This is a genomic window from Paraburkholderia sp. BGA-UO-ETr-F21, assembly GCF_059567925.1.
This window is the reverse complement of sequence record NZ_JCAQOY010000040.1, coordinates 1,056,081-1,071,060: the sequence shown is the minus strand read 5'-3', so window position 1 is coordinate 1,071,060 and position 14,980 is coordinate 1,056,081. Positions and strand designations below refer to the sequence as shown.

The 14,980-nt window shown below is 60.7% G+C and carries 9 protein-coding genes and 1 tRNA gene; 6 read left to right on the top strand and 4 right to left on the bottom strand.

What is annotated here, in order from left to right; genetic code table 11:
* Positions 1-233 precede the first annotated feature (233 nt).
* Complete coding sequence (locus AC57B1_RS37220; protein WP_408187439.1) at positions 234-2,342, top strand: M3 family metallopeptidase; 2,109 nt, start codon at positions 234-236, stop codon at positions 2,340-2,342.
* A 100-nt stretch (positions 2,343-2,442) separates the two neighbouring features.
* Here AC57B1_RS37220 and AC57B1_RS37215 read toward each other — a convergent pair whose 3' ends face one another.
* Positions 2,443-3,735, bottom strand: a complete 1,293-nt coding sequence (locus AC57B1_RS37215) for an amidohydrolase family protein (RefSeq protein ID WP_496420186.1) — start codon at positions 3,733-3,735, stop codon at positions 2,443-2,445.
* 213 nt (positions 3,736-3,948) lie between these two features.
* On the opposite strand from AC57B1_RS37215, the gene AC57B1_RS37210 reads away from it, so the two are divergent.
* Positions 3,949-4,647 carry an aspartate/glutamate racemase family protein gene (locus AC57B1_RS37210; RefSeq protein WP_496420185.1) on the top strand — a complete coding sequence of 233 codons (699 nt, stop codon included), beginning with the start codon at positions 3,949-3,951 and terminating at the stop codon, positions 4,645-4,647.
* 188 nt (positions 4,648-4,835) lie between these two features.
* Here the strand turns inward: AC57B1_RS37210 and AC57B1_RS37205 are convergent, their stop codons facing one another.
* The gene (locus AC57B1_RS37205) at positions 4,836-6,221 is read right to left on the bottom strand and encodes a hypothetical protein (protein ID WP_496420184.1); all 1,386 of its coding nucleotides are present in this window, start codon (positions 6,219-6,221) and stop codon (positions 4,836-4,838) included.
* An 872-nt stretch (positions 6,222-7,093) separates the two neighbouring features.
* Here AC57B1_RS37205 and tssF point away from each other — a divergent pair.
* From tssF to AC57B1_RS37185, 4 genes are all read left to right on the top strand, one after another.
* The gene (gene tssF / locus AC57B1_RS37200; protein WP_496420183.1) at positions 7,094-8,980 is read left to right on the top strand and encodes a type VI secretion system baseplate subunit TssF; all 1,887 of its coding nucleotides are present in this window, start codon (positions 7,094-7,096) and stop codon (positions 8,978-8,980) included.
* Between the two features lie 88 nt (positions 8,981-9,068).
* Positions 9,069-11,828, top strand: a complete 2,760-nt coding sequence (locus AC57B1_RS37195) for a type VI secretion system Vgr family protein (RefSeq protein WP_496420182.1) — start codon at positions 9,069-9,071, stop codon at positions 11,826-11,828.
* Positions 11,829-11,866: 38 nt separating this feature from the next.
* Complete coding sequence (locus tag AC57B1_RS37190) at positions 11,867-13,267, top strand: N-acetylmuramidase family protein (RefSeq protein WP_496420181.1); 1,401 nt, start codon at positions 11,867-11,869, stop codon at positions 13,265-13,267.
* Positions 13,251-13,997 (top strand): hypothetical protein, encoded by a 747-nt coding sequence (locus tag AC57B1_RS37185; protein ID WP_408347675.1) that lies wholly within the window; start codon positions 13,251-13,253, stop codon positions 13,995-13,997. Before AC57B1_RS37190 ends, AC57B1_RS37185 begins: the two co-directional genes overlap by 17 nt.
* A 383-nt stretch (positions 13,998-14,380) precedes the next feature.
* On the opposite strand, the gene AC57B1_RS37180 is transcribed toward AC57B1_RS37185, so the two are convergent.
* Positions 14,381-14,457 (bottom strand) — tRNA-Met (locus AC57B1_RS37180).
* 78 nt (positions 14,458-14,535) lie between these two features.
* Positions 14,536-14,823 carry a hypothetical protein gene (locus AC57B1_RS37175; RefSeq protein ID WP_091792866.1) on the bottom strand — a complete coding sequence of 96 codons (288 nt, stop codon included), beginning with the start codon at positions 14,821-14,823 and terminating at the stop codon, positions 14,536-14,538.
* Positions 14,824-14,980: the final 157 nt, after the last annotated feature.

The following is a 14,980-nucleotide window of genomic DNA, read 5'->3' as shown; positions in this document are numbered from 1 at the left end:
GCTTTTTCCCCGCGCCGCGCTTGTGCCGCTTGTCCCGCTTGCGCTGCAACCCACACGGCGCGGCGACATCTGATAATTTGTCTGCCGACGGATTGGAATCGGCGCGCCCTGCCCCAATAATGTCTGTATCGGCTGCGACAGGGCGTCGTCGCGCGCGCCCCGAAGGGCGTTGCCCAAGGGAACACCCGTCCATGCACCGATTACCCGTTCACCCGCGTCAGACAGGAAGCCTCATGTCCACTACCGCCTCGAATCACGACAATCCGCTCCTCGATTTCTCCGACCTGCCGCGCTTTGGCCAAATCCGTCCCGAACACGTCACGCCCGCCCTCGATGTGCTGCTCGCCGACGCTGCCGCCGCCGTCGAGCGCGCCGCCCAGCCGATCACGCCCGCCTCGTGGGCCGACGTGGTCGAACCGGTCGAGCGCGCGACCGAACCGCTATCGCGCGCCTGGAGCGTGGTCGGCCATCTGAACGCCGTCGCCGATACGCCCGAATTGCGCGCCGTGTATGGCGAGAACCTGCCGCGAGTCACCGAATTCTGGTCGAGCGTTGGACAGAATCTCGCGCTGTACGAAAAGTACAAGGCGCTGCATGCCAGTAGCGATTTCGCCTCGCTGACCGGCGAGCGCAAGAAGATCCTCGGCAATGCGCTGCGCGATTTCCGCCTGTCCGGCGCGGAATTGCCGGAAGACCAGAAGCCGCATTTCGCCGAATTGCAGGAACGTCAGGCGGCGCTCTCGAAAGCGTTTTCGGATCACGTGCTCGACGCGACCAATGCGTATGCGTATATCGTCGAAGCCGGCAATGAAGCGCAACTGGCCGGCCTGCCCGAAGACGTGGTCGAAGCCGCCAGGGAAGCGGCCGAGCGCGAAGGCAAAACCGGCTACAAATTCACGCTGCATTTCCCGTCGTATTTCCCGGTGATGCAGTACTCGGAAAATCGTCCGATGCGCGAGGCGATGTATCGCGCGTACGTGACGCGCGCTTCAGAGCTCGGCCCGCAATACGGCAACGGCAAGCCCGAGTGGGACAACACGGCGGTGCTCGCCGAGCAGTTGAAGCTGCGCGCTGAAGAAGCGCACATGCTCGGCTTCAACAACTTCGCCGAAGTCTCGCTCGCGCCGAAAATGGCCGAGTCGCCCGCCCAGGTCATGAGCTTCCTCGAAGACCTCGCCACGCGTGCGCGTCCGCATGCCGAGCAGGACTGGAAGGAGCTGCGCGAATTCGCCGCGAACGAACTCGGCATGAGCGAGCTGCAACCGTGGGACATGACGTTTGCCGCGGAGCGTCTGCGTCAGAAGCGCTATTCGTTCTCCGAGAACGAGGTCAAACAGTACTTTCCGGAAGACGCTGTCTTCAAGGGTCTCTTCAAGGTCACGGAAACGCTGTTCGGCGTGCGCATCCGCCGCGACGAAGCGGCCGTGTGGCACCCGGACGTGCGCTTTTTCCGCGTCGAGAATCAGGACGGCGGGCTGGTCGCGCAGTTCTACCTTGATCTGTATGCGCGCGAAGGCAAACGCGGCGGCGCCTGGATGGACGACGCGCGCGGCCGTCACAAGCACACGCATGGCAGCGTGCAAACGCCGGTCGCGTATCTGACCTGCAACTTCTCGGCGCCGGTCGGCGGCAAGCCCGCCTGCTTCACGCACGACGAAGTGATCACGCTGTTCCACGAGTTTGGCCACGGCTTGCATCACATGCTCACGCGTGTGGATGAGCTGGGCGTGTCGGGCATCAACGGCGTGGAGTGGGACGCGGTCGAACTGCCGTCGCAATTCATGGAGAATTTCTGCTGGGAGTGGGACGTGCTGAGCGACATGACTTCGCACGTCGAAACCGCCAAGCCGTTGCCGCGCGAACTGTTCGACAAGATGCTCGCCGCGAAGAACTTCCAGAGCGGTCTGGGCACGCTGCGCCAGATCGTCTTCTCGATGTTCGACATGCAACTGCATACCGGCTTCGACGCCTCCGGCACCAAGAACGCCACCGAACTCGCGAGCGAAATCAACGAGCGCTTCCACGTCGTGCCGCAAGCGCCGTTCTCGCGCTGGCCGAATACGTTCAGCCATATTTTCGCGGGCGGCTATGCGGCGGGCTACTACAGCTACAAATGGGCTGAAGTGCTCTCTGCCGACGCCTACGCGGCATTTGAAGAAGCGGCGCAAGCGGCGAGCGGCAGCGTGCTCGATCAGGCGACCGGCATGCGTTATCGCAAGGAGATTCTGGAAGTGGGCGGCAGCCGTCCGGCGATGGAATCGTTCAAGGCATTCCGCGGCCGCGAGCCGAATATCGACGCACTGCTGCGTCACAACGGCATGACGCCGGGCGCGGCGCATTGAGGGGTTAATGCGAGCGTCGGCGCTTGCGTCGTCCGATGAAAGCCGGTGACTTGCTTAACGCAAGCACCGGCTTTTTTCTTTGTCAGCGCTGAACGCGCAACTAGGCGCGATGCAGTTTGAAATCCACTTCCGATGGCCGCCCTTCGAGCGACAACGCGGCACGCGCAGCCGGCGCGCGGCTCACCACCTTGCCGCGACTCACCACAGCAAGACGCGCCGCGCGCAAGCGGATTGCTTCCACCGGATCGCGCGCGTCGAGCAACACGAGATTGGCCGCGCAGCCCGGCGCGATGCCGTAGCCTTCGAGGCCGAGAATGCGCGCGGCGTTCGCCGTCACCGCGTCGAAGCAGGCGCGCATGCCTTCGACACCCGTCATCTGCGCCACATGCAAACCCATGTGCGCGACTTCCAGCATGTCGCCCGACCCGAGGCTGTACCACGGGTCCATCACGCAATCGTGGCCGAACGCGACGTTGATGCCCGCTGCCATCATTTCCGGCACGCGTGTCATACCGCGACGTTTCGGATAGGTGTCGCTGCGGCCTTGCAGCGTGATGTTGATCAGCGGATTCGCAATCGCCGCGACGCCCGCCTCGCGCAGTAGCGGCAGGAGTTTGCTGACGTAGTAGTTGTCCATGGAATGCATCGAGGTCAGATGCGAGCCGGTCACGCGCCCCTGCAAGCCGAGCCGATGCGTTTCGGCCGCGAGCGTCTCGATGTGACGCGACAAAGGGTCGTCCGATTCATCGCAATGCATGTCCACGCGCAAGCCCTGCTCCGCCGCGTACTCGCACAAGAGACGCACGGACTGCGCGCCGTCGGCCATGGTGCGCTCGAAATGCGGAATGCCGCCGACCACATCCACGCCCATCGCGATCGACCGTTTGAGATTCTCGAAAGCGCCCGCGCTGCGCAACACGCCGTCTTGTGGAAAGGCCACCAGTTGCAGGTCGAGATACGGCGCGACGCGGCGCTTCACTTCGACCAGCGCCTCGACCGCGAGCAGGCGTGGATCACACACATCCACGTGGCTGCGGATGGCCAGCAGCCCGCGCGCGACGGCCCAGTCGCAATACTGCAGCGCGCGCTCGATCAGCGCCTCCTGCGTGAGGTCCGGCTTCAGTTCGCCCCATAGCGCGATGCCCTCCAGCAGCGTGCCCGATGCGTTCACGCGTGGCAATCCGTACGAGAGCGTCGCGTCCATATGGAAATGTGGATCGACGAACGGCGGCGTGACAAGTGAACCGGCGGCATCGATTTCTTCGCGCGTGCTCGCGGCCAGATTCGGTTCGACGGTGACGATGCGGCCCGCTTCGATGCCGATGTCGACCGGCTCCTTGTGCTGCGGCGCGGCGCCCGGTGGCAACGTCGCGCGGCGGATGATCAGATCCATGTATCGCTCCCTTTGGCCCTTCCTGATTGATCACGATTCTATCGGCGTCAGAAAGCGCGTGGCGACGTTTATCCGGCGTTTTTCGCGCGTTTTTTCATCTGGCCGTACCGGCGAGCGGCGCGCGATCCGTACCGGCTGCGCGTCCCGCCGCCCGCCTATACTCGCCGGACAGACGGTCGATGCCGCGCCGTCATTCACTCAGGGAGCAGGCACATGAAAACAATTGGGGTGATCGGCGGGATGAGTTGGGAATCGTCCACCGAGTATTACAGGCTCCTGAACCGCCACGCCAAAGCGCGCCTGGGTGGCCACCACAACGCCCGCAGCCTGATGCTCACCGTCGACTTCGCGCCGGTCGAAGCGCTCCAGCGCACGGGCGACTGGGACACGCTTGGCCGACAGTTGGCCGATGCCGCGCGCCAAGTCGAACGCGGCGGCGCCGATCTGGTGCTGCTCGCAACCAATACGATGCATCGCGTGTATGAATCGATCGAAGCGGCGATCGACGTGCCGTTCCTGCATATCGCCGACCCGACCGGCAACGCGTTGCGTGCGGCGGGCGTCGAACGAGTGGGTTTGCTCGGCACGCGCTATACGATGGAGCAAACTTTCTACACAGGGCGCCTGCGCGAGCGCTATGGCCTGACGACACTGGTTCCGGATGAAGCCGAACGTGCCGAGGTGCACCGCATCATCTACGACGAGCTGTGCCACGGTAAGGTGAATGACGCTTCACGCGCGGTTTATCGGCGTGTGATCGAGGCGCTGGCCGCGCGTGGCGCGCAGGCGGTGATTCTCGGCTGCACGGAAATTACGTTGCTGATCAAGCCGGAAGACTCGGTGTTGCCCGTGTTCGATACGACCGCCTTGCATGCGCAGGCGGCGGTGGAGTGGGCGATTGATGGGGAGTGAGGGCCGCACGGGCGGAGCGGAAAACTTCGGTGCACGCGTCCTCGCCCAGCTGCCCCTGGCGGTGCTCAAGGCACATGACCATTTCGCGGCGCGGACGGCAAGATCTTCCTATTACCCGGGCGAACGGTTTGATTGCCCTGCGTGCGGGGCTGCGACCCGGCTGCCCCGCACGCGGGTCAGAAAAACCGTCAGGCTTTAGCCGCGCCTGCTTCCTTTGGCGGCTGCAACGTGACGTCCTTGCCACGCATGCCGTTCCTGTCAACTATATGGGCAGTCTCGGAACCGTCGGCATTGACAGTCGCGACTGTCCGGCTACCGTCTTTGTGGTACTCCACCAGGAACGTATCCTTACCATTCTCGTCAAGGTCACGCGACAATACGGGCTGTCCATCGCGAGCGTACTGGAACTGCGCCCGAACACGTCCTTCTGCATCATAGTTGGACACCGTACGCCCGCCGTCCGTTGACTTGCGATCCTGAACGGCGAACTTTCCCGTTTCTGGAACGAGGTAATCCGCCGCGATTTTCTCTCCTTGGCTATCGAATTGGGCAATCTGGGTGTTGCGGTTTCTTGCATCGAACGAAGTGACCTGAGACGAGTTATCGCTCGCATAGTCGCGTACTGTTCCTGACCTGTCCGCATTGAACTCAGCACGCGCAGTTTCACGTCCCGCGCCATTCCTGACATCGACCGAATAGGCACCGTCCTTTGCGTAACTATAGGCCGCTGTCGAGGTTAATTCGCCGTGAGCGTTCGCGAGTTCTGCAGTCTGGATTTTGCCTCTGGAGAACGTCTGCGTGCCGACATCACCGGACGCCCAATGTTCAGTCATCGAATTAATGTCACCCTGCGCGTCGCCGGTGAACTCGACCTGCTTGATACTGCCAGTTTCCGGTGCCGGCATGCCGCTGCCCTCTCCGTAGTACTGGTAGTAGGTCTTATCAGTCGCAGTGGAGGGATTTACATTAACGTAACCGTTCATTCCGGCAACGATGAGATTGTTGCGATCCTCCGCGATCGACTTGCCGGCGCCTGCATCGGCTGCGCGCAGGGCATCGAGTTTCTCCTGCAGGCCCGGTATTTCGCTAACTTCGATCTGGATTGCAGGCGCGTTCTCCGAAGCCGTGTTTTTCTGGATTTCCTGTTGAATCTGATAGTTGTTCGCGACCGCCTCCCCTTCTTGATGAGAACCCATTAGCGCCGCCACGTTATAGGCCTGGGGATCGCGCGGATTGACAGCATACTGCGACCTGAACGCTTTATCGTTTGCGCGATTCTCGTAATGTCCAATTTCATGCGACAAATCACTTAGTAACGTAGTGTCTGACGTTGTGGAGTCTTGATATTGACCGATGACGATGTACCTGTCGTCTAAATACGTGGCAAAGTCTTTGCCCCTGTTCATCGGATCCATTTTGCCCGACTTTACGTCACTGCCATAATCGAATAGTTGAGATCGAAACTGGGGGCTCGCATTGACGAGCCTGATCTGCTCGGGTGTCAGCTTCATGTCACCAAAGTAGGATTCCTGACCAGTGACCAGGTTCGTTCCAACACTCAAGTTCGATGCCATATCCATCCATCCGTTAGCGATTGAGGAGCCTGTCGCGATCCGCTTGCCTGTGCGCGTAGCGCGAGAGGGCCGCGCGCCTGGCGCGACGAGATGGAGTGTGCCGATCTGTTTCTGGCACGGGTGGTGTTTGCTCACCCCCTTCGAGTCTCAACACCTAGCCGGCATGTGCACGACTCGGCACAAGGCCGTTGACGAACACCTTAATTGGTAAATGGATTGTCTTGCTGAACGGTGGTGGGTTGTCCGCAGCGGCAACGGTCATAGCCGGATGCCGTCACGACGTGATTCGGTTCCCGGCTAGCTATGCAGCCTCGCTGTGCGCCGCGGGATAAGAATCGCCGTGCCGCTATCGAAGGTAGCGATCAGATTTCGCTCATCGTGAATCATGCAGGTTCTCACAGCGCTCACGGCGACGGCATCGCTTTGCTGATTCATCTGCGTCGTACACGTCATATTTCAAACGGCACGAGTACAGATTGTCGACGGCCGGTTTGACGAAGTGTCGCAACGGGTCACGGCAAAACACAGGAGCCTGGGGAGGCCGTAACCGGTGACTCGACCAACGACGCAAGGCAAATCATTGCAACGCTAATGGGACCGATCAGGAAAGCATTGCGCGCTGACCGCGCGCAGCCAATTCGCACTGTGTTCGACGCGAGCGCCCTAAGGGAAATATCTCCTGCCTTTTTGTGAATTTTCCGATGGCAGGACGGGCCGGCTTACGATTCAATGACGGTTCCGGTCTAGCTTTCAGCTCAAATAATAAGGATGACATAACGATGAGATATGCAGAGGACACGCGTGTCCACCCCTGCAACGGACGCACCTTTGCGTTTGCCTCGCCGACGCGCTGCCCGAGGTAATGCGCACAGATGCATCCGCGACTTCTTGAGCACTACCACGCCGAACTGCTCTACATGTATGAACTGGCGCAGGAGTTTGCCAACGCGCATCCGAAGATCGCGAAGCGACTCGGCATGCAGGCGGGCGAAGTCGGCGATCCCTTCGTCGAGCGCTTGCTCCAGTCATCGGCCTTCTCGACCGCGCGCATGCAGATGCGCCTCGATGAAACCTTCGCGGAGTTCACCCAGCCGCTGCTGCAAACCCTCTATCCGAACTATGTCAGCCAGACTCCCTCAATGGCTGTCGCGCGTGTGTTCCCGCTCGCACGAGGAAAGCAGTTCGCCAACGCAACCGTGGTGCCGCGCGGCACGGCCTTCATGTCACGCGTGCCCGACGGTGAGCTGACGGCCTGTGAGTTCCGCAGCAGCCAGGACGTGACGCTGTATCCACTGGAAATCGCGCAGGCACGGCTAACCGGCATTCCGCCCGACATTCCGGGGCTCGGCCGCTACGTCGCCCAAGACGTGCAGATACAGGGCGCATTACGGCTTCTTCTGCGAACGATCAACGGCGCGCCGATCTCAAGTCTCGCGGAGCTCGACCGGCTGACGGTCTGCCTGGCCGGCGACGAAGCGAGCGCCTCGCACCTGTTCGAACTGGTTCACGCGGCCGGCGTGGCCACCATCACGGGCGTACCCGGCGAGTTTACGACCGGCACGCTGCATGTCGTCACCGAGAATGCGGTCGTGCATGATGCACTCGAGCCGGAACAGGGCCTGCTGCCCGCCGTCCCTCACAAGTTCCACGGGCACAACCTGTTGCAGGAGTATTTCAGCTGCCCCGCACGCTTCTGGTTTTTCACGCTCACCGGCCTCTGCATGGGGTTATCCGCCATCGGCAGCAACGAGGCTGAAATCGTCGTGTTGCTCGACCGCCGCGTGGACAAGCTGGCAGAGACGGTCGACGCATCGCATTTCGCGCTGTTCTGCACGCCCATCATCAACCTGTTTCCACGGCGCACCGAGTGGCTGACGCTCGGCGCTCGGGCAACTAACCACCCGCTCGTGCCTGTGGCCAAATTTCCGCGTGACTACGACGTGTATTCGGTATCGGGTGCCTGGGGACAGGTTTCGGAACACGCGGAAGCGCTGCGACTCCATCCCCTGCACACGCGCTACCGGGATGGCGATGGTCAAAGCGGGCGCTACTTTACGATACGGCGCGAGTTGACCCGCCCGGCTGATGACTCCCGCCACTACGGCAGCCGCCGGCCGTTCACGGAAACACGCACGTTCCTCTCGCTGGTGGACGAGAAAGGAATGCCTGATGCAGAAGGCATTCGCAATGTGTCGCTCGAAGCGCTCCTGACCAATCGTGACCTCCCGTGCGTGGTGCCGTGCAACGGCGTGTCCGACCTGTCTGTGGCGAGCTCGATTCCCCAAAAGAGCATTGGCCTGCTGCGCGCGCCGACGACGCCCCGGCCACCGCTTGCGTTCGGTAAGCGCGCATGGCAGTTGATCGGGCAACTGAGCTTCACCTACAGGGCGTTCGACGACCGGCCGGATCAACCGTGCGCCGGCGACGGACTGCGCAGGCTGATGGACCTGTACCTGGGCACCGAGTCTCATGAATTGCGGCGTCACGTGGCGGGGCTCGTGGGCGCAACCGCCACGCCTGTCAACCGTCGTCTGGCGCTCGACGGCGATCACATGTTCGGCCGCGGGATTGAATGCGAGCTGACTTTCGACGAAACGGAGTTCGGTGACGTGAGCCCGTACACGCTTGCGCTCGTGCTGGAACGCTACGTGGCCCGTCATGTGTCGCCTCGTTCGTTCACCACGACCGTATTGCGCTCGAAGCAGCGCGGGCGAATTGGACGCTGGCCACCGCGCGCCGGCACGCGCGACGCGGTTTGAGCGGCGTGACGATCCCATTTTCCAGTGCCTGATTTACCCCCCTATCTGAGTTGCTCGCCAAGGGAGTTGCTGATGATCGGAGTCGCCGATGTCCTGGTTTAAACAGCCGCGCACGCTGGAAATGAGCGGCAAGGCGCTGCCGCAATGGGCAGGCGAACCACTGTTCGTCGTTGGCCGGCTGGCGGGGAAAGAGAAGCTCGGCCATCTGTACGACTACGATGTCGATGTCAGCACGATGGATGACGCGCGGCTGAGCGTTGTCGAGGCGCAGCGGCTAGTCGACGTCGACTCGCTGATCGGCAAGGAAGTCACCGTCAACATCGCTATCGAGGGCAGTGGCGCCTCGGATCCGGGCCGCTCGGGCGCGGCAGCGAACTGCGGCGCGGACGTGCGCAAGCTGACAGGGCTGATCGTCTCGGCGAAGTGCGTCGGCGCGGATGAACGGCGTGCGCACTACCGGCTCAACATTCGCCCCTGGTTATATCTCGCCACGTTGAACCGTGATAGCCGGATCCTGCAAGACAAGGACGTGACCGAGATAACGCGCGAGGTACTGCAGAAATACCCGTACCCGTTCGACATGCGCCTCGCCGGTCCCGGCGCTGCACGCCGCCCCTATCCGAAGCGCGAGTATCAGCGGCAGTGGTGGGAGTCGGATTTCGCGTGGCTGTCCCGGCTTTGGCAGGAATGGGGCATCACGTTCTTCTTCAACGAGAGCACGCTGGTGTTGTGCGACTCGCCTGGCGCCTACCAGAAGCACCCGCCCGCTTATCAGACGCTGCGCTTTCTCGACCGCGACGGCCAGCGCATCGACGAAGAACATATCCACGCGTTTCGCGTTGCCCGGCAACTGACGACGGGCCAGGTGACGCTGGTCGACTACGACTACACGCAGTCACTTGCGGCGCTGACGGTCGAACAGTCGGACCACAGTCGGCGCTCATGCGACAACGCCGAGGATTATGCGTGGGGCGACTACTCGCAGCCCATGGAAGGACCGAACGGTGTCGATCCTTCGTGGCGCAATGATCCCGACTTCGACAGCAGGCACCTCGCACGCGTGAAAGTCGAAGCACACCGGTCGAAGAGCCTGCGCGCGAAAGGCAAAGGCAACCTGCGCGGACTGATGACAGGCTATACGTTTGCCCTCCAGGGCTATCCGCTGACGCCCGGCGACGGCGAATACCTGGTCGTGTCCACCCATACCGAAATCGTCAACAACGACACCGTCTCGCAGCACGGCAGTCTCATGCGCCGGTACAGTTGCGAAACGAAGTTTATGGCCGTGCCCGCCGCCACGTTCTACCGTGCGCCGCAAAAAGCGAAGAAGCCCCGCGCTTACGCCGAAGCGGCCGTCATCACGGGGTACGGAGAAGAGTCAACCTACTGTGACCAGTACGGGCGCGTCAAAGGTCATTTTGTCTGGGACAGGATCGGGCCGACCGACCAGGACGCAAGCTGCTGGCTGCGGGTCGCGTCGCCCTGGCATGGCGCCGAACACGGCGCCATGTGGCTGCCGCGCGTCGGACACCACGTACTGGTGGGCTACTACGACAGCGACCCGGACCGGCCCTACATCATGTCCGAGCACACGACAGAGCTTCACCAGGCTCCGTGGGCCTTGCCGAAGAACGATGCGCTGTCGGGCTGGCGCAGCCGGGAACTGAAAGGCCACTCGGCCAACAGCGTCGTGACGGACGACACGCCCGGACAGTTGCAGGTTCAGGTGGCAAGTGACCACGCGCAGTCGCGGCTCGTGCTCGGCTTTAACACGCGTATCGACGGACACCGAGGACGCGACGAGGCGCGCGGTGAAGGCTTCGAACTGGCAACGCAGGCCCACGGCGTGGTGCGTGCAAACCAGGGCATGCTGGTGACGACCGAGCCACGGGCCGGAGCAATGTCGCCCGTCAAGGACATGGGTGAAACGGTGCAGCGTCTAACGCGGGCGCGCGAACAGCATGAAGACCTCGCGCAGCTTGCGCAGCGGCACAACGCCCAACCCATCGAAGCAAACCAGAACGACGCAGCCCGTTCGATCGGCGCGCAGAACAACGCACTCAACGGCGGCGCAAGAACCTGCGAGAACCCGTCACCGGAAATGACGCGCCCAGATTTGCTGCTGGCGAGTAGCGCGGGCATCGCGACCTCGGCGGCCGACGGCACGCACATGGCGAGCGCGAATGATCATGCGGTCACGGCGGGCCGCGACGTGAGCGTGTCATCGGGGCGGTCTTTACTCGCCTCGGCGCGCGGTGCGATCTCCATGTTCGCCTACGCGCTCGGCATGAAGCTGATCGCGGCGAAAGGCAGGATAGACATCCAGGCGCAAAGCGATGAACTGGCGCTTGCCGCACTCAAAAACATCACCCTTGGCAGCACAGACGGCAAGATCGTTCTCACCGCCGCGAAGGAGGTCTGGATTGGCGCGGGCGGTTCGTACATCCAGATCAGCGCGGGCGGCATCGTCAACGGCTCACCCGGACCCATTCTCGAAAAGACCCCTCACTGGGGTAAACCGGACGCATCGTCGATGCGCGCGCCACTGCCCGTCCTTCCGCTCGCCCCGCTCGTTCAGAATCCGGCCGGCATTTACACCCAGACGTTCGACGTGAGTACCGTCGCCAGGAATCACGGCGTCGGCCTAAGGCTGGCAGACCAGCCTTATCGAATTTATCTGCCTGACGGCACGATCCAGCAGCAGGGGATGTTGACGAACGGGGCCACCCTCACCGTCACCACGCCGGCATCGACCCAAGTGAAGTGCGAAGTTGGCGCGGGCGACTGGCGCGTCGCGGAAGACGCGTACGACGATGACGAGTCCGACGATAGCGACGCGTCGGCGTGAGTCGTGTGTGCAAACGAACAACGAACCTGCAAGAACCTATGGCTCATCACAAGCATCCAGCAAGTCAGCCGAAGGCATCGGCTGCGCCCTACGTGCAAGCTACCCTTGTCTTTCGTGACGTTCTGCAGAAGCCCATTGAAGGACTCTGCGTGCGGATCAAGGCGGGTGCGGGCGCGCGGCCCGCTCCGCAATGGACAACCGGCGCACAGACCGACGCTGTCGACGCATCGGCACCGCTAGCCACGTCCGCACCCGCTGTCGCCTCCGCGGCTATCGCACCTCCCCCGCCTGCGACTGCAAACAGCATTGAAGCGACAACGGACAAAGACGGCTACGCGATCACGATTCGCAATGCCGCACGCAACCAGCCGATAGACGTGCTTGTGAAGAACCGTCGAGGCGAGTTCGTCTGGAAGGCCACGGTCACACCGAAGAAAGACATCAGCGTATTCACGGTCACCAGCCCCGAATACCACCTGGAAGCCACGACGAAGCGCACGCCGAAGGAGGAGTTCGAGCAGGAAATGAACCTTCCTGTGGTGCAACACGATGAAGTCATGACCGTCGAGCGGCTCGTGGGCGAGTTTGGGCCTTATATCGGTTGGTCGCAGAAAGTCACTGAGCAAGGCAAAGTCAAAAAGGATACGCCGACACGCCATAAGGAAACCACGATCGACGACAAGACGAAAAAGGAAAAGACGACCGTGACCATTGACCACCACTACACGGTTGTCGATACCGGCAAGCCGACCACTGTCGCATTCAACGTGCTCGGATCAAAGCTCAACTATCCCAAAACGCTCGAAATAAGCGAGAAGAAATACGCTGAGGCGGCGAAGACTCTCGGCTGCGAGGCGGCTGCCATCAAGGCGGTCGCGATGACCGAAAGCGATGGGGTGGGATTCTGTGACAACGGCTTGCCAAAAATTCGCTACGAACGTCATGTCTTCTTTCGATCCCTCTTGCCGAAGGACAAGAGAAATGAAAGGCCGGCTTTATTAAAAAAGCAGCCGAATCCTTTCCCGGCATTTCCTAATCTTTGCCTGCCGATTCAAGGCGGATACACGGCTGGCGAAACTGACGATCATGGCTGGTCGCACAGCGATGAAAAAGTCATGCACCAATACGAGCGTTTTGTTCAGGCATGCGCGTTGAATCGTGATGCCGCGATCATGGCCTGCTCATGGGGAGCATTCCAGGTGTTGGCCTTTTTCTACGAAGAAATGGGCTACGCAAGTCCCATCGAGTTAGCCAACCTCGAAATGCAGGGCGTTGACGAGCAATTTGATCTTTTTGTCGCCTACGTCAACATGAACAGTTCAGCAAAAAAAGCCCTGCAAGAGAAGAACTGGGAGTCTTTTGCATATTATTACAACGGCCAACATTACCCTCAAAAATATCCTGACTCGATGAGAAAATTTTATGAAAAATTCAAATAGAGGGCTTTTCAAAGCGATTGCATCCTGCTTCCTTATGTTGGCCTGCCAAATCGCCACCGCCGGTGTCGCGACGACATACGACGAACTGAGTTTCGTAACGTATCAGTCGGGAGAGGATATCGTCGGCTATTACCGCACCCAGGAAACCCCATTCTCATGCGGGTTCCTGTTCATGGCGAACAGAGATGAGGGAGTCAAAAGCGCGGACGGAACAGAGGTGTTGCGAATGAAGACGTTCGACTTCATTCCCTATAAAGGAATGTTCTCCTATGCTCAACGCGACCCACGGGCGGAAATCGACGGCACGCTGTATCTGCACGACAATGAAATCGCGCTAAAAACAGATCGTCCGCACGCGGGGTGTCAGAGTGCAGCGGGCTTGTTCAATGCGGCGCCCGGAGAACGTGGCGCAAGTCAGTATTCGGCGACTGAACGATTCGACGCCGTTGGTATCGCCGTTTCCACAAACAAAACCTATTTCTATGAAAAACCGGGCATCGGCAAACGGCGGCAGTATATTTTGCCAGGAGATCTCGTCACATTACTTAGCCGGCGCGAAGGTTACTCGTACGCGCGCTACGTGAGTCCCGATATGTCGATTGACGAAACAGACTCTCGTAAGATCGTGACCGGATGGCTTCGCAACCGCGACTTGACCAACCCCTTCCCTACTTCCGCGCCAAGCGAGTCGGTACGAACGACCAAGATAGGGAGACAGGACAATGATTGAGCTGGTGCGGCTCAGGTGACGCCATCCATCGCGAACGCAGCGTACGGCGCGAATTTGCGTTAGTCCTCGTCCGCGTCTGGCGCGAGCTGGTGTAGCGCTTCGAGATCGTTCACGACGATCAAGTGATATCCATTCGCTTGCAAGCCCGCTGCCGCGAATGGTTGTAATGCATGCAGCCTCGCACGAGTAGTTGTCGAATGCGTTAGCCAGCGAGTCTCAACAGGTCAGATGCGGAAAACAAAAAACCCGCCGTAGCGGGTTTGATGTTTTGCGATATCTTGCGATTTTTTTGGACACTCACGCCTGAACTACATGACGATTGCCCTGCAAGCAATGAACCTTTTGCATGCCACCCAGCTATCGCGACACTTACTACTGGGCTTTGGTTGCGGGGGTAGGATTTGAACCTACGACCTTCGGGTTATGAGCCCGACGAGCTGCCAGACTGCTCCACCCCGCGTCAGAGAAAACGAATTGTATAGAGATGTTCTCAATACGTCAAACAAACGCGCGAATTATTTCGCGCTCGCGAAACGACTCACAGATCCTGGACCGTCGCGCCTTCCACCTTGCCGTCGATGATATCCGCGCCGTACTGGCTCGCGCTGCGCTTGGCCACGCCAAAATCGGAAAACGTGGACGGCCGCACGAGACGAAACACGCGGCTTGCCGTCGAGCCGCTAATCGCGCCGGGCCGGCAAACGCGTACCGCGACGTCGTAACCTTCGGCATGACGCTTGTGGCCGTCGAACTTGTCGAACGTCCGCGAAAATACCAACGGGTGCACTTCGAAGTCCTTATAAAGAGCCGGATAAAGTTCAGCCATGATGTCTCCCCCGATGCGCAAGAATGCGAGTGTGTGTGATCCCACTATACGCCGCAGCGGGACGGCACCGCCCTTTTATTTTCGTTGCCGCGCCAGGGCCATTTTCACCACCCCCTCTTCCGCGCGATAAGATGCGGGACTATCGGAATCACGCAAG